General features: G+C 72.5%; 14 protein-coding genes, 1 pseudogene and 1 riboswitch. Of the genes and pseudogenes, 12 read left to right on the top strand and 3 right to left on the bottom strand.

Translation table 11 applies throughout. From position 1 onward, the window contains the following. The first annotated feature begins 461 nt into the window (after positions 1–461). The 3 genes from ACFV9M_RS28165 to mfd all read left to right on the top strand — a co-directional run bounded on the left by ACFV9M_RS28165 (position 462) and on the right by mfd (position 7,930). Positions 462–1,250 (top strand): ABC transporter ATP-binding protein, encoded by a 789-nt coding sequence (locus tag ACFV9M_RS28165; RefSeq protein ID WP_385069374.1) that lies wholly within the window; start codon positions 462–464, stop codon positions 1,248–1,250. Beyond that, entirely contained in the window at positions 1,247–3,826 is a 2,580-nt protein-coding gene (locus ACFV9M_RS28160) for an ABC transporter permease (protein ID WP_385069372.1), read from the top strand. The genes ACFV9M_RS28165 and ACFV9M_RS28160 overlap by 4 nt, the downstream gene beginning before the upstream one ends. A 570-nt stretch (positions 3,827–4,396) precedes the next feature. Beyond that, a complete protein-coding gene (gene mfd / locus ACFV9M_RS28155; protein ID WP_385069370.1) occupies positions 4,397–7,930 on the top strand; it encodes a transcription-repair coupling factor in 3,534 nt (1,177 codons plus the stop codon). Between the two features lie 81 nt (positions 7,931–8,011). Here mfd and ACFV9M_RS28150 read toward each other — a convergent pair whose 3' ends face one another. Next, the gene (locus ACFV9M_RS28150) at positions 8,012–8,575 is read right to left on the bottom strand and encodes a TetR/AcrR family transcriptional regulator (protein ID WP_385069368.1); all 564 of its coding nucleotides are present in this window, start codon (positions 8,573–8,575) and stop codon (positions 8,012–8,014) included. Between the two features lie 106 nt (positions 8,576–8,681). Here ACFV9M_RS28150 and ACFV9M_RS28145 point away from each other — a divergent pair, with 106 nt between their 5' ends. Continuing rightward, positions 8,682–9,623 carry a hypothetical protein gene (locus tag ACFV9M_RS28145; RefSeq protein ID WP_385069366.1) on the top strand — a complete coding sequence of 314 codons (942 nt, stop codon included), beginning with the start codon at positions 8,682–8,684 and terminating at the stop codon, positions 9,621–9,623. A gap of 194 nt (positions 9,624–9,817) precedes the next feature. Here ACFV9M_RS28145 and ACFV9M_RS28140 read toward each other — a convergent pair whose 3' ends face one another. Next, positions 9,818–10,009, bottom strand: coding sequence for an antitoxin (locus ACFV9M_RS28140; protein ID WP_385069364.1), 192 nt, complete (start codon positions 10,007–10,009; stop codon positions 9,818–9,820). A gap of 201 nt (positions 10,010–10,210) precedes the next feature. Here ACFV9M_RS28140 and ACFV9M_RS28135 point away from each other — a divergent pair, with 201 nt between their 5' ends. Further along, the gene (locus ACFV9M_RS28135; RefSeq protein WP_385069362.1) at positions 10,211–10,930 is read left to right on the top strand and encodes an HNH endonuclease family protein; all 720 of its coding nucleotides are present in this window, start codon (positions 10,211–10,213) and stop codon (positions 10,928–10,930) included. A 190-nt stretch (positions 10,931–11,120) separates the two neighbouring features. Further along, positions 11,121–11,420, top strand: a pseudogene (locus ACFV9M_RS28130) (N-acetyltransferase); the annotation flags it as partial. 42 nt (positions 11,421–11,462) lie between these two features. Here ACFV9M_RS28130 and ACFV9M_RS28125 read toward each other — a convergent pair. Next, positions 11,463–11,861 (bottom strand): hypothetical protein, encoded by a 399-nt coding sequence (locus ACFV9M_RS28125; protein WP_385069360.1) that lies wholly within the window; start codon positions 11,859–11,861, stop codon positions 11,463–11,465. 234 nt (positions 11,862–12,095) lie between these two features. On the opposite strand from ACFV9M_RS28125, the gene ACFV9M_RS28120 reads away from it, so the two are divergent. The 6 genes from ACFV9M_RS28120 (at position 12,096) to ACFV9M_RS28095 (ending at position 19,394) form a co-directional block, all read left to right on the top strand. Beyond that, the gene (locus ACFV9M_RS28120; protein ID WP_385069359.1) at positions 12,096–12,746 is read left to right on the top strand and encodes a SurA N-terminal domain-containing protein; all 651 of its coding nucleotides are present in this window, start codon (positions 12,096–12,098) and stop codon (positions 12,744–12,746) included. A gap of 320 nt (positions 12,747–13,066) precedes the next feature. Beyond that, positions 13,067–14,062 carry a nucleoside triphosphate pyrophosphohydrolase gene (locus tag ACFV9M_RS28115; protein ID WP_385069358.1) on the top strand — a complete coding sequence of 332 codons (996 nt, stop codon included), beginning with the start codon at positions 13,067–13,069 and terminating at the stop codon, positions 14,060–14,062. A 49-nt stretch (positions 14,063–14,111) separates the two neighbouring features. Beyond that, complete coding sequence (locus tag ACFV9M_RS28110; RefSeq protein ID WP_385069356.1) at positions 14,112–15,638, top strand: sel1 repeat family protein; 1,527 nt, start codon at positions 14,112–14,114, stop codon at positions 15,636–15,638. Beyond that, entirely contained in the window at positions 15,635–16,921 is a 1,287-nt protein-coding gene (locus ACFV9M_RS28105; RefSeq protein ID WP_385069354.1) for a cytochrome P450, read from the top strand. Before ACFV9M_RS28110 ends, ACFV9M_RS28105 begins: the two co-directional genes overlap by 4 nt. 247 nt (positions 16,922–17,168) lie before the next feature. Beyond that, a complete protein-coding gene (locus ACFV9M_RS28100; protein ID WP_385069353.1) occupies positions 17,169–18,281 on the top strand; it encodes a transglycosylase family protein in 1,113 nt (370 codons plus the stop codon). Positions 18,282–18,485: 204 nt separating this feature from the next. Beyond that, positions 18,486–18,652: riboswitch (cyclic di-AMP (ydaO/yuaA leader) on the top strand. 4 nt (positions 18,653–18,656) lie between these two features. Beyond that, entirely contained in the window at positions 18,657–19,394 is a 738-nt protein-coding gene (locus tag ACFV9M_RS28095; RefSeq protein ID WP_385069352.1) for a transglycosylase family protein, read from the top strand. Positions 19,395–19,700 lie beyond the last annotated feature (306 nt).

Here is a 19,700-nt window from a genome sequence, read left to right as displayed (position 1 = left end):
GCGGACCCGAGAACCACTACAAGGGCTGCACCCGCATCACCAATCGAAACGCCGAGCATCGCGCCGACAGCGGAACCCCTAACCGAGCGGCATTGCCCCTAGGGGTACCTCTGTACAAGGGCTCGGGGAGGGGTCGTTCCGTCGGAGGACGAGAAGGGCCACGGCCCTTCCTTAACCTGGCTTCATGCCGCGGGGGGCGGCCGTCCTCAGCTGCCGGGGTGGGGTTAACCCCCCGCGAAGACGGGCCCGAGCACCAGCGCGCCGGCCCGTCCGCGCCGACAGACTCAGTGACGTACCCAGCAGGACCGCACCAGCACGCACCAGTACGACCGCACCGGCACGCATGAGCACGACCGCACCGGCACGCATGAGCACGACCGCACCAGTACGACCGCACCGGCTCGACCGCACCAGCAGTGCACCGGTGCATCTCGACAAGTGATCGACATAGGAGACATACCGTGACATCGGCTGTGACCATTCCCAGGCACGGGGGCACTGGAGGGCGTACGGCCGTTGCCGCGCGGGCGCGGCAGGTCGTCAAGGCGTACGGTTCCGGGGAGACCCGGGTCGTCGCCCTGGACCACGTCGACGTGGACATCGCCCGCGGCCGCTTCACCGCGATCATGGGCCCCTCGGGGTCCGGCAAGTCCACGCTGATGCACTGCCTCGCCGGTCTCGACACCGTGACGTCGGGTCAGATCTACCTGGACGAGACCGAGATCACCGGCCTGAAGGACAAGAAGCTCACCCAGCTGCGCCGGGACCGGATCGGCTTCATCTTCCAGGCGTTCAACCTGCTGCCCACGTTGAACGCGATAGAGAACATCACCCTCCCGATGGACATCGCCGGACGCAAGCCCGACCGGGCCTGGCTGGACCGGGTCGTGGAGACCGTCGGGCTCGCCGGACGGCTCAAGCACCGCCCCACCCAGCTCTCCGGCGGTCAGCAGCAGCGCGTGGCCGTGGCGCGCGCCCTCGCCGCCCGCCCCGAGATCATCTTCGGTGACGAGCCCACCGGGAACCTCGACTCGCGCGCGGGCGCCGAGGTCCTGGGCTTCCTGCGCCGCTCCGTGGACGAGCTGGGCCAGACCATCGTGATGGTCACCCACGACCCGGTGGCGGCCTCGTACGCCGACCGCGTGCTGTACCTGGCCGACGGCCGCATCGTCGACGAGATGCACCAGCCGACCGCCGATCAGGTCCTGGACCGCATGAAGGACTTCGACGCGCGGGGGCGTACGTCATGACCGTCCTGAAGACGTCGATGCGCAACTTCCTCGCGCACAAGGGACGCATGGCCCTGTCGGCCGTGGCGGTCCTGCTGTCGGTGGCCTTCGTCTGCGGGACGCTGGTGTTCACCGACACGATGAACACCACCTTCGACAAGCTGTTCGCGGCCACCTCCTCCGACGTCACGGTCAGCGCGAAGAACGCCTCGGACACCGGCGAGACCACCTCCGGCAACGGCAGGCCGCCGGTCATCCCGTCCGGCGTGCTCGGCGAGGTCCGTACGGCCGAGGGCGTGAAGTCCGCGGAGGGCACCGTCTTCTCGACCTCCGTGACCGTCGTCGACGCCGACAAGGACAGCCTGTCGCCCACCAGCGGCGGCCCCACCATCGTCGGCAGCTGGAACGGCAACGACGCCCGCACCATGGAGATCACCGACGGCGCGGCGCCCACGGCGGCCGACCAGGTCATGGTCGACGCGGACACCGCCGACAAGCACGGCCTGAAGCTCGGCGACGAGATCGCGGTGATCAGTGCGGTCGGCACGCACACCGCGAAGATCTCCGGCATCGCAGCCTTCCAGGTCACCAACCCCGGCGCGGCGATCTTCTACCTGGACACCGAGACCGCGCAGAAGACCCTGGTCGGCGCGTCGGACGTCTACACGAACATCAACGTCACGGCCGCGGCCGGGGTGAGCGACGCGCAGCTGAAGAAGAACGTCACGGCCGCCCTCGGCGGCGCCTACAAGGTGCAGACCGCCAAGGAGACCGCCGACGCCAACCAGCAGGACGTCGGCGACTTCCTGAACGTGATGAAGTACGCGATGCTCGGCTTCGCCGGGATCGCCTTCCTCGTCGGCATCTTCCTGATCATCAACACCTTCTCGATGCTGGTCGCGCAGCGCACCCGCGAGATCGGCCTGATGCGGGCCATCGGCTCCAGCCGCCGGCAGGTCAACCGCTCGGTGCTCGCCGAGGCACTGCTGCTCGGCGTCGTCGGCTCGGTCCTCGGCGTCGGCGCCGGCGTCGGCATCGCCGTCGGCCTGATGAAGCTCATGGGCATGACCGGTATGAACCTGTCCACCGACGACCTCACGGTGGCCTGGACGACCCCGGTGATCGGCATGGTCCTCGGTGTGGTCGTCACCGTCCTCGCCGCCTACCTGCCCGCCCGCCGCGCCGGCAAGGTCTCCCCGATGGCCGCCCTGCGCGACGCGGGCGCCCCGGCCGACGCCAAGGCCGGCGTCGTACGCGCCGTCCTCGGCGCACTGCTCACCGGCGCCGGCGTCTACGGCCTCTACCTGGCCACCGCCGCCGACAAGGCGGGCGAGGGCTCCCTCTGGCTGGGCCTGGGCGTGGTGCTCACCCTGATCGGCTTCGTGGTGATCGGCCCGCTGCTCGCCGGTGGCGTGGTCCGCGTCCTGGGGGCCGTCCTGCTGCGCGCCTTCGGCCCCGTCGGCCGGATGGCGGAACGCAACGCCCTGCGCAACCCGCGCCGCACCGGCGCCACCGGCGCCGCCCTGATGATCGGTCTCGCGCTGGTCGCCTGCCTGTCGGTGGTCGGCTCCTCCATGGTCGCCTCGGCCACCGACCAGCTCGACAAGTCCGTCGGCACCGACTTCATCGTGCAGAGCGACAGCGGCCAGCTGATCACGCCGCAGGCGGTCCAGGCCGTGAAGTCCGCGCCGGGCCTGGAGCGGGTCACCGAGTACAAGCTCCTCGACGCCGACCTGACCACCCCCGACGGCAAGACGTCCAAGGGCGAGACGATCAACGCCGCGGACCCGTCCTACGCACAGGACGTGCGCACCGAGACCGTGGCCGGCGACCTCGCCGACGCCTACCGGCCCGACTCGATGTCCGTCTTCGAGGGCTTCGCCGAGGAACACGGCCTGAAGGTCGGCTCCCCCGTGGAGGTCGCCTTCAAGGACGGGACGACGGCGACGCTGACGGTCCGCGCGATCACCAGCGACGAGGTCGTCATCGACAAGGGCGCCATGTACGCCTCCGTCGCGACGGCCGCCAGGTACGTGCCCGCCGACCGGATGCCGCTCGACGCGCTGGTCTTCGCCACGGCGAAGGAAGGACAGCAGGACGCGGCGTACGCGTCCCTGAAGTCCGCGCTGCACGACTACCCGCAGTACACCGTCCGCGACCAGACCGACTACAAGGAGGCGCTGAAGGACCAGATCGGCCAGATGCTGAACCTGATCTACGGCCTGCTGGCCCTGGCGATCATCGTGGCCGTCCTCGGAGTGGTGAACACCCTGGCCCTGTCGGTGGTGGAACGCACGCGGGAGATCGGCCTGATGCGCGCGATCGGCCTGTCGAGGCGGCAGCTGCGCAGGATGATCCGCATGGAGTCGGTCGTCATCGCCCTCTTCGGCGCCCTCCTCGGCCTCGGCCTGGGCATGGGCTGGGGCGCCACCGCCCAGCAACTCCTCGCCCTGGAGGGCCTGACCGTCCTCGACATCCCCTGGCCGACGATCATCGGCGTGTTCGTCGCCTCGGCCTTCGTGGGCCTCTTCGCAGCCCTGATCCCCGCCTTCCGGGCAGGCCGCATGAACGTCCTGAACGCGATCGCGACGGACTAGCCACCCGCGCCGGGGGAGCCACCCGCGCCGGGGGAGCCACCCGCGACGGGGGAGCCACCCGCGACGGGGGAGCCACCCGCGACGGGGGAGCCACCCGCGCCGGACTAGCCACCCGCGACGGGGGAGCCACCCGCGACGGGGGAGCCACCCGCGCCGGGAGCCGGCGCCGAAGAGCCACGGGGGCTCGTCGGCGCCGGCTCCACGCGTCACCCCAGCATCTCCGGGGCGTCGACATGGCCCGTCCGGGGCACCGCCCCAGCCTGTCCGGCGTTCGAGGACGAGGCCCCTTCAGGGCCGATCGGGGGTTCAGGGGGCGGAGCCCCCTGAGGACGGACGGGAAGGGAAGGGGCGGCGGGGGCGAAGAACTCCGCCCCCGCCACCGGCCACCGCCCCGCGTCGTCCACAGCCCCGCGTCGTCCACAGCCCCCCGTGTCATCCACAGCCCCCAGCACACCGCCCCGCCCCGTCGTACTCTGGACACCCCCGGCCCGTGACACGCGTCGGGCCCTTCGCGTTGCCCACCCCGGACCGGCGCACCCGGCGCCCGGTCCCTCGGACGGAAAGCCCTCCATGAGCCTGCACGGTCTGCTCGACGCCGTAGTCAAGGACACCGCCCTCGCGGAAGCGATCCCGGCCGCCGTCGACGGCAACCGCATGCACGTCGACCTGGTCGGCCCCCCGGCGGCCCGCCCCTTCGCGATCGCCGCCCTGGCCCGCGAGACCGGCCGCCCCGTCCTGGCGGTGACGGCGACCGGCCGCGAGGCCGAGGACCTGGCCGCGGCGCTGCGCTCGCTGCTGCCCCCGGACGGCGTCGTGGAGTACCCCTCCTGGGAGACCCTCCCGCACGAGCGCCTCAGCCCCCGCAGCGACACCGTCGGCCGCCGCCTCGCCGTGCTGCGCCGCCTGTCCCACCCGAGCGCCGACGACCCCGAGACCGGCCCGGTGTCCGTCGTCGTGGCGCCCGTCCGCTCGGTCCTCCAGCCCCAGGTCAAGGGACTCGGCGAGCTGGAGCCCGTCGCGCTCCGGAGCGGCGGGACCGCCGACCTGAACGAGGTCGTCGAAGCCCTCGCCGCCGCCGCGTACGCGCGCGTGGAGCTGGTCGAGAAGCGCGGCGAGTTCGCCGTGCGCGGCGGCATCCTGGACGTGTTCCCGCCCACCGAGGAACACCCTCTGCGCATCGAGTTCTGGGGCGACGACGTCGAGGAGATCCGCTACTTCAAGGTCGCCGACCAGCGGTCGCTCGAAGTCGCCCCCCACGGCCTGTGGGCCCCGCCCTGCCGGGAACTGCTCCTCACCGACGACGTCCGCACACGCGCGCGTGCCCTGGCCGAACAGCACCCCGAACTGGGCGAGCTGCTCGGCAGGATCGCCGAGGGGATCGCGGTCGAGGGCATGGAGTCCCTGGCCCCGGTGCTGGTCGACGAGATGGAGCTGCTGCTCGACGTGCTGCCGAAGGGCGCCATGGCCGTCGTGTGCGACCCGGAGCGGGTCCGCACGCGTGCCGCCGACCTCGTCGCCACCTCGCAGGAGTTCCTCCAGGCGTCCTGGGCCGCCACCGCGGGCGGCGGCGAGGCGCCCATCGACGTCGGCGCGGCCTCCCTGTGGTCCATCGCGGACGTGCGCGACCGCGCGCGCGAGCTGGACATGATGTGGTGGTCGGTGTCGCCGTTCGCCGCCGACCTCGAGCTGGAGGCGGACACCCTCCAGCTCGGCATGCACGCCCCGGAGACCTACCGCGGCGACACGGCGAAGGCGCTCGCCGACACCAAGGGCTGGCTGGCCGACGGCTGGCGCGTCGTCTTCGTCACCGAGGGCCACGGCCCGGCGGCCCGCACCGTCGAGGTGCTCGGCGGCGAGGGCGTCGCGGCGCGTCTGGACATCGACCTCACCGAGCTGTCCCCGTCCCTCGTCCACGTCTCCTGCGGCTGCATCGACTACGGCTTCGTCGACCCGGCGCTCCGGCTCGCCGTCCTGACGGAGACCGACCTGTCGGGCCAGAAGGCGGCCGGCAAGGACGGCGCCCGGATGCCCGCGCGCCGCAGGAAGACCATCGACCCGCTCACCCTGGAGGCGGGCGACCACATCGTCCACGAACAGCACGGCGTGGGCCGCTACATCGAGATGGTGCAGCGCACCGTGCAGGGCGCCACCCGCGAGTACCTGGTCGTGGAGTACGCGCCCGCCAAGCGCGGACAGCCCGGCGACCGCCTCTACATCCCCACCGACCAGCTGGAACAGATCACCAAGTACGTCGGCGGCGAGGCACCCACCCTGCACCGCCTGGGCGGCGCCGACTGGACGAAGACCAAGGCGCGCGCCAAGAAGGCCGTCAAGGAGATCGCGGCCGACCTCATCAAGCTGTACAGCGCGCGGATGGCGGCCCCCGGGCACGCCTTCGGCACGGACACGCCCTGGCAGCGCGAGCTGGAGGACGCCTTCCCCTACGCGGAGACGCCCGACCAGCTCACCACCATCGCCGAGGTCAAGGAGGACATGGAGAAGTCGGTCCCGATGGACCGGCTGATCTGCGGCGACGTCGGCTACGGCAAGACGGAGATCGCGGTCCGCGCCGCCTTCAAGGCCGTCCAGGACGGCAAGCAGGTGGCGGTACTGGTGCCCACCACGCTGCTGGTGCAGCAGCACTTCGGCACGTTCGGCGAGCGGTACGCGCAGTTCCCGGTGAACGTGCGGGCCCTCTCCCGCTTCCAGACCGACACGGAGGCGAAGGCGGTCCTGGAGGGGCTGCGCGAGGGCTCCGTGGACATCGTCATCGGCACCCACCGCCTGTTCTCCTCGGAAACCAAGTTCAAGGACCTGGGACTGGTCATCGTCGACGAGGAGCAGCGCTTCGGCGTCGAGCACAAGGAGCAGCTGAAGAAGCTGCGGGCCAACGTCGACGTCCTGACCATGTCCGCCACGCCCATTCCGCGCACCCTGGAGATGGCGGTGACGGGCATCCGCGAGATGTCGACGATCACCACACCCCCGGAGGAGCGCCATCCGGTGCTCACCTTCGTCGGACCGTACGAGGAGAAGCAGATCGGCGCCGCCATCCGCCGCGAACTGCTGCGCGAGGGCCAGGTCTTCTACATCCACAACCGGGTCGAGTCCATCGACCGCGCGGCCGCCCGCCTGCGTGAGTTCGTCCCCGAGGCGCGCATCGCCACCGCGCACGGCCAGATGTCGGAGGCGGCGCTGGAGAAGGTCGTCGTCGACTTCTGGGAGAAGCGGTTCGACGTGCTCGTCTCGACGACGATCGTCGAGTCCGGCATCGACATCTCCAACGCCAACACGCTGATCGTCGAGCGGGGCGACACCTTCGGCCTGTCCCAGCTGCACCAGCTGCGCGGCCGGGTCGGCCGGGGCCGGGAGCGCGGTTACGCCTACTTCCTCTACCCGCCGGAGAAGCCCCTGACGGAGACCGCCCACGAGCGTCTCGCCACCATCGCCCAGCACACCGAGATGGGCGCGGGCATGTACGTGGCGATGAAGGACCTGGAGATCCGCGGCGCGGGCAACCTGCTGGGCGGTGAGCAGTCCGGCCACATCGCGGGCGTCGGCTTCGACCTGTACGTCCGCATGGTCGGCGAGGCCGTCGCCGACTACCGGCGGCAGCTGGAGACCGGCGGCGTCGAGGAGGAGCCGCCCCTCGAGGTCAAGATCGAGCTGCCCGTCGACGCGCACGTCCCGCACGACTACGCCCCCGGCGAGCGTCTCCGCCTCCAGGCCTACCGCGCCATCGCCTCCGCCAACACGGAGGAGGACGTCAAGGCCGTACGCGAGGAACTCGTCGACCGCTACGGCAAGCTGCCCGAGCCGGTGGAGAACCTGCTGCTGGTGGCCGGCCTGCGGATGCTGGCGCGGGCGTGCGAGGTCGGCGAGATCGTCCTCCAGGGCACCAACATCCGCTTCGCGCCCGTGGAGCTGCGGGAGTCGCAGGAACTGCGGCTGAAGCGGCTCTACCCGGGCAGCGTCCTCAAGCCCGCCGCCCACCAGGTCCTCGTCCCCCGCCCGAAGACCGCGAAGGTCGGCGGCAAGCCGTTGGTCGGGCGGGAACTGCTGGCGTGGGTCGGGGAGTTCCTGACGACGGTGCTGGGGTCGTAGGGCCCCGCCCTTCGGACGACGACGGGAATGCGACGACAGGGCTCTAGCCGCAGTGCTGGTGAGACGCGCCGGCATTGCGCCCTAGCCGTGCCGGAACAGCAGGCCCGACAGCGTCCTGAAGACCTCCTCGGGGTCCCGGCCGCCGACCGGTCCGTCGAGGTTGTGGCTCAGCAGCAGGGTCGCGAAGCCGTGGGCCAGTGACCAGGCGGCGACACCGGCGAGACGGGCGTCGTCGCCCTGCTGCTCGGGGCGCACCCCGGCCACGGCCGTGCGCAGGGCGTCGGTGGCCAGGGCGCGCGCCGTGGTGAGCTCCAGGTCGTCGGCGCGCAGGAGGCCGGGGGCGAACATCACCTGGAAGTGCGCGGGGTGCTCGCGGGCGAAGCGGACGTAGCGCACGCCCGCGTCCTTCAGGTCGGTGGCCTCGCCGACGGTGGCCGCGAGCAGACCGAACCCCTCGGCGGCGATCGCCGTCAGCAGGCCGGTGCGGTCCTTGAAGTGGTGGGCCGGTGCCGCGTGCGAGACGCCCGCGCGCCGGGCGAGGTCGCGCAGGCTCAGACCGGAGGGGCCGTCGGCGGCGATGACGTCGAGCGCGGCGGCGAGGACGGCACGGCGCAGGTCACCGTGGTGGTACGGGCGGTCGTTCATGGACAGCAGCGTACGCCGCATCTAGGCATTGACAAGTTTGTGGGGGTCGGGCAATCTTGTCAGTGTCAAGTTATGGCGGGAGTCGAACGGGACAGGGGGAGTCGTCATGTCCGAAAGTGCGATGAGCCAGGTGGATTCTCGGGAGCGGGAGCGGGAGGCGGATCGCGAGGTGAGCGGGGTGCCGGCGGTTCAGCCGGATCAGGCGCGCCGCCTCTGGCACCTGCTGGAGCCCCTGCACGCGGTGCTGTACTTCGCGCCGGAGGTCTTCGAGGAAGCCGAGACGCTCGGCTACTCCGTCGAGGACCGCTGGGCGAGCTACTTCCCGCTGCGTGCCGCACCGATGGGGCCGGTCGGCGGCAGGGCGGTGGCCTCCGCCTTCTACAGCTTCCAGCCGGGCATGGTCGCCCGGTACACCGACAGCGCCTGGCGGACCGCCTCCCCGGCGGCGGTACTGGCGGCGCGGCTGCGCGGAATCGACCGGACCTACCGCGGCCTCTTCGGCGACCGTGTCGCCGACCCAGGCCTGGCGGAGGCAGCCGCCCTGGCCCGGCGTGCCGCCGAAGCGGCCGACCTGGCGGGACGCCCCCTCGCCGCCGCCAATGCCGCACTGGAGTGGCCCGCCGAGCCCCACCTCCAGCTGTGGCAGGCGGCGACGATCCTGCGCGAACACCGTGGCGACGGCCATCTCGCCGCCCTGCTGACCGCGGAACTCGACCCCGCCGAGGCGCTGGTGTCGTTCGCGGCGATAGGCGCCGCGCCTGTGGAGCGGTTCGCCAGTCGTGGCTGGACGGCGGAGGAGTGGGCGGCGGCCCGGGAGCGCCTGCGGGCGCGGGGGCTGGTCGACGCCGACGGGGCGGCCACCGAGGCCGGCAGGGACCTGCGCCGACGCGTCGAACAGGACACCGACCGGCTCGCCCTCACGCCATGGCAGATCCTCGGCGCGGAGGACGCCGAGCGCCTTGCCGCCCTGCTCGGCGACTACTGGGTCGCGGTCCTCGGCTCGGGGCTGCTGCCCTCGGAGTCGACGCTGGGGATAGGCAAGGTGTGACCGGCAAGGTCCTCGCCGACGCCGGGGCTGTCCTGGGGGAAGGGATTGGCAGGGGCTGGCAGGGGCCCGGCGGGGAGAGGTGAGGCGTCGGCGGGATAGAGGTGGCGAGGGCGGGGCGGAGGTGGTGAGGGCCGGGGCGAAGGCCGGCGCGCCGGGGCCGGCCCGCCGGCCTCGACTCATCGGTCCGGCGCGCCCTAGGGCTGCTGTTCGGGCCGGTCGGGCCGGTCCTCGTCCATGCCGAGCCGCCGGTGCGCCTGCTGCTGCGCCGAGTCGATCTGGGACTCGTACTTGTTGCCCGTCTTCTCGTTGGCCTGCCGCTCCGCGGTGTCGGACACGTCCTTGGCCTTGTTCCGCCCTTGGTTCTTGAACCTGTCGAAGATGCCCATGCGGAACTCCTTCCAGAGTTGACTCACCACCGACGATATGCACGGTTCACTCCATATGCCCACTGGAGCCTGGGTGGTCTGTACCTCCCGTCAGCCCTCCCGTCCGCCTTCGCCCGCCCCCACGCCTACGGTGTATGCGATCCCGTCAGGGGAAGCCGCCCAGTGCGGGGTGCCGACGGTCGGGCAAGGGGAGGGGCGCAGGTGAGGCGTCTGAGGGGTGGGGCGGCGACCGCCGTCGTGCTGGTGTGTTCGGTGGCCGGCTGCACCGACGCGACCACGGGTACCGGAACCGCCGGGCCGGGACGGACCACGGGCGGGGGAGCGGCCCTCGCCGCCGCCGAGTCGCTGCCGGTGAAGGGGCGCGCCCCGAAGACGGGCTACGACCGCGACGAGTTCGGCAGCCCCTGGGCGGACACGGACTCCAACGACTGCGGCACCCGCGACGACATACTCAAACGCGACCTGGAGGAGGTGCGCTTCACCGGAGGCACCTGCAAGGTGTCCTACGGCGTCCTGGAGTCGGATCCGTACTCCGGCAAGGAGGTGACCTACCGGCGCGGCAGCAGCCAGGTCGACATCGACCACGTCGTCGCCCTCTCCGACGCCTGGCAGAAGGGCGCCCGGTACTGGGACGCGAGCAAGCGCATCGCCCTCGCCAACGACCCCCTCAACCTCCTGGCCGTCGACGCGAGCACCAACCGTTCCAAGGGGGACGGCGACACGGCGACATGGCTGCCGCCCAACAAGGCGTACCGGTGCACGTACGTCGCGGCACAGGTCGCGGTGAAGAAGAAGTACGAACTGTGGGTCACCGCGGCGGAGAGGACCGCGATGGAGAAGGTCCTTTCCGGGTGCCCCGACCAGAAACTCCCCACGGGAGGCAACCCGACGAAGGCACCGGAACGCTTCCACGCGGACTGAGTCGGTCGAGCGGACTGAGTAGGTCGAGCGGACGGGACCGGTCGAGCGGACTGAGCCGGTCACGCGGACGGGACCGGTCGCGTGGACGGAACCGTCCAAGGGACGGGAGCGGTGGCGGGAGCGGGCGAACGGGCCGAGCGGGCCGGGAAATCCGATCCCGCGGTGAGGTCCCTCCGCCTACGGTGACCGCGTGGAACCGCAGGTCTCGTCGCTCGCCGACCGCCCCGAGATGCTCGGACCGGTGCTCGACAGGCCGGACAACGGGCCGGAGTTCGCCACCCAGGACCCCCTGGGCAACGCACACTACGGGCGGATCCCCGCCGAACTCCCGGAGTACGTGCTGTTCGCGGAGGACGAGCGCGGCGAGGTCGTCGCCCCGGTCCGCCCCGAACGCCAAGCACCGCGAACCGCGCACCCCCATCGAGGAGTACGCGCACCGGGTGCGTGAGGACGGGCTGCCCCGTACCACCCGTGGCCGCGCGTACACGCGCCCAACGCGTGGATGCGCCACGCGCTCCGAGCGCCGCCCCGTCTACCGCCCGTAGGGGTAGCCCTGCTGGTACGGATGATGCCCCTGCGGGGCCGGTGCCGCCGCGTACGCCATCGCCGGCACCGTCGACTTCTTGTCGAACACGGCGAACGCCAGCATCCACGCCGCGTTCAGCATGGTCACGATCATGGCGAGGCCTACGAACTCGCCCCCGTCCGCGCTGTCGTCCGTCGCCAGCCACGGCAGGGTCACGCACTCGTACAGCGCGAACGAGGCGAAGGCGAACCAGTCCGAGGCCCGGCCGCGCCGGATCGCCACGTACAGGAACGGCACCCACACCAGGATGCCCAGCGAGACCCACGCCAGGACCACCCAGGCGAGCCGCTGGAACCAGCCGCCCTCCAGCCTCTTCTCCGGCCCCATCGTCGCCCCCATCGTCATGTCCGCCCCCCAAGTTGCCAGAGGGCAAGCGTAGGGCACGCCGCCGCACGGCAGCCGACGTCCGGCGCAGGCCGCGGGCACCCGTGCGCGGGGGACGGACCGGGGACGGGCGCGGCGGTGCCGTAACCGGCGGTGAATCGTTGGTCGAATGGGTTGGCCACAGCCGTACCACTGCCTACCATCGATCACCGCAAGACTTTGTGCACCGTCGCACAATCTCCTCGGGAGGCTTCCTTGCACAGCCGCCGTCGTCGCACCGCGCTCCTGCTGTCCGCCGCGATCGTCGCGGCCGGCCCCCTCCTCACCGCCTGCGGAAACGACGCGCACCCCGGTGCGGCGGCGGTCGTCGGCGGCCAGCGGATCACCGTCTCCCAACTGGAGAACCGGGTCGACGAGGTGCGCGCGGCCCAGCGCGCCGCGGTCACCGACGACGCGCAGTACGCCCAGGCCGTCGCCCAGACCGGCAGCCTCACCCGCGACACCCTGCACGGCATGGTCCTCGACCGGGTCCTGCACCGCGCCGCCGAGGACGCCGGCGTCACCGTCAGCCGCAAGGAGGTCCAGGCGATGCGAACCGGCCTCGAACAGCAGGCGGGCGGCGTGCAGGGCCTGGAGATGACCTGGCTCCAGCAGTACGGCATCCCGCCGCAGCGCCTCGACGACAACCTCCGCCTCCAGCTCGAGGCCCAGAAACTCGCCGCGGCGCTCGGCACCGACACCAGCCAGCCCGCCTTCTGGAGCGCCCTGTCGAAGGCGTCCCAGGACCTCGGCGTCGACCTCAACCCGCGCTACGGCGACTGGGACGCGGGCAAGGTCAGCCGCGTCGACGCGAAGACACCGTGGGTGCGGGAGGTCACCGCGGCCGGGAACCAGCAGACGACGTGACCCGAGGCCGGCGACCGGCCCGCGCCCGCGGAGCACCGGTCGCCCGGCCCGCAGCCGCCCGCCCGCCCCCGGTCCACGGCCGCCCACCCCACCCGCAGCCGCCCGCCCGCCCCCGGTCCACGGCCGCCCACCCCACCCGCAGCCGCCCGCCCGGCGACGCGGCGCCCGCCCGCCCCAGCCCGTGCACCGGCCCGCGCCCACCCCTGCAGTCCCACCCCCACCCCCCAACCCTCACCCCCCACCCCCTCCCTGTGGACAACCACCCGGCCCGCCTGTGGACAACCGGTCGGCCCGTCGGTGGTGTGGGTTACGTTCGGGGTGTGAACGCAACCAGCAGCTCCGCAGAGGCCGTGCAGGACGGCGCCCCCGGCCGGGTCGTCCTGCTGACCACCAGCCACCGCGTCGCCCCCGGCCTGCTCTCCTGGCCCGCCTGGCAGGCGCTGCGCACGGCCGACCGTGTGCTGTGCGCGGACACCGCACACCCCCAGCTGCCGTACCTGCGCGAGGCGGACATACGGGTCGAGGAGGTCTCCCCGACCGCCGAGGACCTGGTCGCCGCCTCCGCCGGCGGCCGCACGGTCGTCGTCGTGGCGACCGGTGAGGGCGAACCGGCCCTGACGGACGGCCTCGCCCGGCTGGCGGGCTCCGGACGCGTCGCGATGCCGGAGCTGGAGCTGCTCCCCGCCTCCTACGACCTCCCCGGCGCCCGCCTCCTCGACCTCGTCCAGGTCATGGACCGCATCCGCGCCGAATGCCCCTGGTCCTCCCAGCAGACCCACAAGGGACTGGCGAAGTACGGCATCGAGGAGGCGTACGAACTCGTCGAGGCCATCGAGGACGGCGACCGCGACGAACTCCGCGAGGAACTGGGCGACGTCCTCCTCCAGGTCGTCTTCCACGCCCGTATCGCCGAGGAGGACCAGGAGTCCCCCTTCTCCGTCGACGACGTGGCGGGCACGATCGTCACCAAACTCGTCCACCGCCACCCGCACGTCTTCGGCGACGCCACCGCGACCACCCCCGAAGAGGTCAAGGAGCACTGGCTGCGCACCAAGGCGGTGGAGAAGCGCCGGGACTCGGTCACCGACGGCATACCCCTCCACCAGCCGGCCCTCGCCCTGGCGGCCAAGCTGGCGTCCCGGGTGCGGTCGGCGGCCCTGGAGGTGCCGGTGCCGGCCGCCGGGGGAATCGGCTACGAACTGCTCACCCTGGCGGCGCGGGCCGAGGCGCGGGGAGTGGATCCGGAAGCGGCGCTCAGAGCGGCGGCCCGGACCTACCGGGACGCGATCCGTGCGGTCGAGGGCGTGGGGGATTAGTACCGTGGCGGGGTCTTGATTCCGTGGTGGGACGGCGCGGGGGGTTCGTATGGAGCGGGAGCAGGAGGAGCGGACCGCCGGGCGGGCGGCCGGTCCCGCGGGTGACCACGTCGACTTCCGCCACGGCACCTTCCACGCCCCCGTGATCGGGGCCCAGTACAACTACGCGCCAGCGGTGCCCGCTCCCGTCGCCCCCGCCGACACCTGGCCCCGGCTGCGCGCCGTCCGCCGTCTCACCCTCGGCATACGCCCGGTCCGCCGCTTCGGCGAGGAGCCGACGCTGCCGCCGTACGTGCGCCGTGACGTGGACGACGCGCTCGACCGGATCGTCGGGGACCGGCTGCGCACCGGCGGACTGGCCGTGGTCACCGGGGAGGCGCTCTCGGGCAAGTCGAGGACGGCCTGGGCGGCACTGCGCCGCGCCGGCGGCGCCGGGACGCGCGTCCACATCGCCCAGCCGGGCACGGACCTGCGCGGACTGCCCGCCGCCCTGCGCGGCCGCGACCGCTCCGGCCGCCACGTCCTCTGGCTGGACGATCTCGAAGGCCACCTCGGCGCCCAGGGACTGACGGCGGCGCTGCTGGCGGAGTGCGTGCACGAGAGCGTCCTCGTCCTGGCGACGATGCGCGACGAGGCGTACGACGCCCACCGCTTCGGGGACGGGCCGACCGCCCGCGTGCTGAGCGGGGCGCCCACGGTCGGGCTCACCTGCCGTTGGAGCGAGACCGAACTGGCCCGCCTCACCGCGGCCGCCGACCCGCGCCTGGTGGACGCACGGCGGTACCGGGGTGCCCTCGGCGTCACCCAGTTCCTCGCGGTGGGCCCGGAACTGTGGGAGGAGTGGCGGCGGGCCGGCCGGCCGGCGGCACGGCCGAGCGGACACCTGCTGGTGCGCCTCGCCGTCGACCTGGCCCGCTGCGGCGTCATGGCGGCCGTGCCCCTGGCGGAGTTCGAGCAGCGCACGGCACGGTCCTTCCCCGCGTCCGACCTCGACTGGGCGGCCAGGCCCCGGCTCGGCGTCGTGGGCCTGCTGGTCCCGGGGGAGGAGACCGGGACCTGGCGGGCGAGCGGGCCCCTGGTCGCGGACGCCCTGCGGTCCTCCGAGCTGCCGCCACCGGGACCCGACCTGTGGTCGTTCGCCGCCGAGACGGCCCGGGAGCACGGCCCGGACGACTTCGACGCGGTGGTCCGGGCGGGCCGTGCCGCGCTGCTCGGATGGGCGGAGGCGGACGACGAGTACGCGGTGTGGGCCCTCGCCGACCTCGCGGCCCTGGCCGGGGACGACACCGACGCCCGTTTCTGGTACCGGAGACTGGCGGAGCTGGTGCCGAGGCTGGCCCAGCCCTTCGCCGAGTACCTCCGGCGGCGGGGTGAGGACGACGAAGCCGTCTGCTACCTCATGAAGGCGGCCGGGGCCGGCCACGAGCGTGCCGTGAACGACCTCGGCCCCCTCCTCCTCGCCCGGGCCGAACACTGGCTCGCCCGCGCCGCCGACGCCGGTTCGACGCCCGCCGCCGAGCAGCTCACCGCCCTCCGCGCGGCCCTCGCCGAGGACCGGGCTACCGTCGAGGAGTGACCGACCAGCCCCGCCGCGACACCGACACCCCACCGGCCCCCGAACTCTTCACCTGGGAGTTCGCCACCGACCCCTACCCCGCCTACGCCTGGCTGCGCGAGCACGCCCCCGTGCACCGCACCAGGCTCCCCAGCGGAGTGGAGGCCTGGCTGGTCACCCGGTACACGGACGCCAAGCAGGCCCTAGCCGACCAGCGGCTGTCGAAGAACCCCGCACACCACGACGAGCCCGCGCACGCCAGGGGCAGGACCGGCATCCCCGGTGAGCGCAAGGCCGAGCTGATGACGCATCTGCTGAACATCGACCCGCCGGACCACACCCGTCTGCGGCGCCTGGTCAGCAAGGCGTTCACCCCCGGCCGCGTCGCCGAGTTCGCCCCCCGCGTCCAGGAACTGACCGACCAGCTCATCGACCGGTTCGCCGCCCAGGGGACCGCCGACCTCATCCACGACTTCGCCTTCCCCCTCCCCATCTACGCCATCTGCGACCTGCTGGGCGTCCCCAGGGAGGACCAGGACGACTTCCGCGACTGGGCCGGGATGATGATCCGGCACGGCGGCGGACCGCGCGGCGGTGTCGCGCGGTCGGTGAAGAAGATGCGCGGCTACCTGTCCGAGCTCATCCACCGCAAGCGCGAGGCGCTCCCCGCCGAGCCCGCCCCCGGCGAGGACCTCATCTCCGGCCTCATCCGCGCCTCCGACCACGGCGAGCACCTCACCGAGAACGAAGCCGCCGCCATGGCCTTCATCCTGCTGTTCGCGGGCTTCGAGACCACCGTCAACCTCATCGGCAACGGCACCTACGCCCTGCTCACCCACCCCGGACAGCGCCGGCGGCTCCAGGACTCCCTGGCCGCGGGCGACCCCGGCCTGCTGGAGACCGGCGTCGAGGAACTCCTGCGTTTCGACGGCCCCGTGGAACTCGCCACCTGGCGCTTCGCCACCCGCCCGCTGACCATCGGCGGCCAGGACATCGCCCCCGGCGACCCCGTCCTCGTCGTCCTCGCGGCCGCCGACCGCGACCCGGAGCGCTTCACCGACCCCGACACACTGGACCTCTCCCGCCGCGACAACCAGCACCTCGGCTACGGCCACGGAATCCACTACTGCCTGGGCGCCCCGCTCGCCCGGCTGGAGGGCCGGACCGCGCTCGCCACCCTCCTCACCCGGCTGCCCGACCTGCGCCTCGCGGCGGACCCGGCCGACCTGAGGTGGCGCGGCGGTCTCATCATGCGCGGACTGCGCACCCTCCCCGTGGAGTTCACGCCCCCCGCGCCCCGCTGAGCGCCCACACCTCGCTGACCGCCCACACCCCGCTGACCGGCCCACACGCCGCAGCCGTCCGCTGACCGACCGTCGTGTGAGGGAACGGCGAAGCGGAGGTGACGGCTTCTCGACTCTGTGATCTTCACGTGATCCGCGCGGCATTAACTTGTGACAAGTGATCGTGTGCCGATACGTTCACTCGTCAGCGCGGCGCCTCGGCACCACCCGTCGCGCGGTCAATGCTGTCTCGAGAAAGGCCCCCCGCATGCTCACCGGGAACGGTCGTCATCGTCGCCCCCGCCAGGCCCCGGCCCTCCTCGTCGCGGCCGGCGTGACCGGCTCGGCCATCGCCATCCCGCTGCTCGGCGCCACCGGCGCGAGCGCCGCGGACAACACGGTGTGGGACACGGTGGCGGAGTGCGAGACCGGGGGCTCCTGGAGCGCCAACGAGGGCGGCGGCGAGTACGGCGGCCTGTCCCTGACGCAGGAGAACTGGGAGGCGTACGGCGGGCTCGACTACGCCCCGCGCCCGGACCTGGCCAGCCGCAACCAGCAGATATCCGTCGCCCAGAAGGTCCTCGCGGACCAGGGCGTCGGCGCGTGGGGGACCTGCGGGCTGACGTCCGGTCTGAGCGCGGACTCCGGCTCGGAGGACCTGGACACCGGGGTGGCCGAGGACTCGTCCGACTCCTCCGTGACGTCCGGCTTGTCCGACCTGTCCCGGGAGTCGTCCGACTCCTCGGACTCCTCGGACTCCTCGGACTCCTCCGCCTCTTCCTCCAACTCCTCCGGCTCCTCGGCGGATGCAGGCGAGGACTCCACGGACTCGTCCACCGAATCCGCCACGGATTCTCCGGAAACGTCCGCGTCGTCCCCTTCTTCCTCTTCCGCCTCCGCGTCGGACAAGTCCGCCACGTCCGACACGTCCACCGGTTCCGGCGCGAGCGGCTCCTCGGCGGGCGGCGGCTCGTCCACCGCGACCCCGGAAGCGGACGACTCGGGCAACCCGGGTCAGAGCGCGGGCGCTTGGAGCCTGGTCGACACCGGTTCGGCCGACGCGGTGACCGGCGGCACCACGGCCGGCGCCACCGCGTCTGACGACACCGCGTCCTCCTCCGGCCGCCACCGCGGCGGCAGCGCCGACGAGGACACGGCCGACGGCACCACCACCGCCTCCTCCGGCCGGCACGCCGCCGACACCCTCGGCGGCACGGCGGCCACCTACACCGTCCAGGCGGGCGACTCCCTCGTCACCATCGCCGACTCCCTTGACCTCGACGGCGGATGGCGTGCGCTCTACGCCGAGAACAAGGACGTCATCGGAGCCGACCCGGGCGACATCGTGCCCGGTCAGACGCTCGCGACAGGGGTCGAATAGGGCGTAAAAGCCGTGAAAACGGGGGGAGTTCGCGTCATGCTTCGCGCTGAATGTCCGGTTTGGCGAAAGTGTGGGATGAGTCTCAGAAGCGCTGATCGTCTTTGATATTCCGCCGATCGCCTGCCTACGGTCATGACCGCTCGGCAACCCGAGCCCCGGCCGTCGCAACGCCGAATCCTGCCAGCGGCCATCCGGGAACAGTCGTCGCGTCAAGCGCCGCAGGCAGGAGCGGGGGACCCAAGGTAAGTGCCGCACCGGGTGGTCGACGGACGCGGCTAGGGGTGAAGCCACGCCTCCCGGAGAGGCGTGGCCGGGCAACTCAACCGGCCCGAACCCGACAGCTCACCTCGCAGGCGTCGGTGAGGGGATCGATCCATGCTGTTTTCCGGCAAGGGCAAGCACCGCCGTCCGTCCAAGGCCACCCGCGCCATCGCCGTCGCCGGTGTCACCGGCGCCGCCGTCGCCGCCCCGCTGATGGCGGCCGGCAACGCCTCCGCCGCCACCGCCTCCGAGTGGGACACGGTCGCCCAGTGCGAGTCCGGCGGCAACTGGTCCATCAACACCGGCAACGGCTACTACGGCGGCCTGCAGTTCTCCGCCTCCACCTGGGCCGCGCACGGCGGCACGCAGTACGCCGCCACCGCCGACAAGGCCACCAAGTCCCAGCAGATCCAGATCGCCGAGAAGGTCCTCGCGAGCCAGGGCAAGGGCGCGTGGCCGGTCTGCGGCAAGGGCCTGTCCGGCGCCGCCTACACCGGCGGTTCCTCGTCCGACTCCTCCTCCGGCTCCTCGACCGACTCCTCGTCCGGCTCCGGTTCCTCGAACTCCGGTTCCTCGGACTCCGGCACCACGAGCCGTTCGACCGAGCAGCAGAGCGCCTCCCGCTCCGCCGAGCGCCCGGCCGCCCAGAGCCAGAAGACGGTCACCACCCCGACCGGCGAGAAGGTCGAGAAGGGCGACGGCGAGTACAAGGTGGTCACCGGCGACACCCTCAGCTCCATCGCCCAGGAGCAGGACGTCGCGGGCGGCTGGGAGAAGCTGTTCCAGCTCAACAAGGACATCGTCGACGACGCCGACCTCATCTACCCGGGCCAGCAGCTGCACCTGAAGTGACACCTGACTCCCAGGGCGGCCACAGCTCCCGCACAGCCGCGGTCCGCACACTGAAGACCTCGTGAGGGTCCCCCCCGTCCCCACGAGCGCCCCGCTCCGGCGCGCGTTCCCCCGTACGCGCCGGAGCGGGGCTTTTCTTTGCCCGCCCGCCATCCGCCTGTTGGTCACCCTCTTTGTTCCGGGCGGGAACAATGTGTACCGTCAGCCTGTCCACGGGGCGGTCGGTCGGCTGCCGGCGGCCCCGGGACGGTTAGGCTCTAGTCGCAAGGCCACAACAAGGGATCACCAAGGGCCGCCCGTGGCCCA

This window comes from Streptomyces sp. NPDC059895, assembly GCF_042731035.1.
GTDB lineage: Bacteria > Actinomycetota > Actinomycetes > Streptomycetales > Streptomycetaceae > Streptomyces.
Note: the sequence above shows the minus strand (reverse complement) of the source record. Positions and strands in the feature narration are given on the sequence as shown.

Coding starts and splice junctions, on each gene's coding strand:
- ACFV9M_RS28140 (WP_385069364.1), bottom strand. CDS start 10,009: ATGGGCATCTTCGACAGGTTCAAGAACCAAGGGCGGAACAAGGCCAAG.
- ACFV9M_RS28100 (WP_385069353.1), top strand. CDS start 17,169: ATGCTCACCGGGAACGGTCGTCATCGTCGCCCCCGCCAGGCCCCGGCC.
- mfd (WP_385069370.1), top strand. CDS start 4,397: ATGAGCCTGCACGGTCTGCTCGACGCCGTAGTCAAGGACACCGCCCTC.
- ACFV9M_RS28125 (WP_385069360.1), bottom strand. CDS start 11,861: ATGACGATGGGGGCGACGATGGGGCCGGAGAAGAGGCTGGAGGGCGGC.
- ACFV9M_RS28160 (WP_385069372.1), top strand. CDS start 1,247: ATGACCGTCCTGAAGACGTCGATGCGCAACTTCCTCGCGCACAAGGGA.
- ACFV9M_RS28150 (WP_385069368.1), bottom strand. CDS start 8,575: ATGAACGACCGCCCGTACCACCACGGTGACCTGCGCCGTGCCGTCCTC.
- ACFV9M_RS28095 (WP_385069352.1), top strand. CDS start 18,657: ATGCTGTTTTCCGGCAAGGGCAAGCACCGCCGTCCGTCCAAGGCCACC.
- ACFV9M_RS28110 (WP_385069356.1), top strand. CDS start 14,112: ATGGAGCGGGAGCAGGAGGAGCGGACCGCCGGGCGGGCGGCCGGTCCC.
- ACFV9M_RS28145 (WP_385069366.1), top strand. CDS start 8,682: ATGTCCGAAAGTGCGATGAGCCAGGTGGATTCTCGGGAGCGGGAGCGG.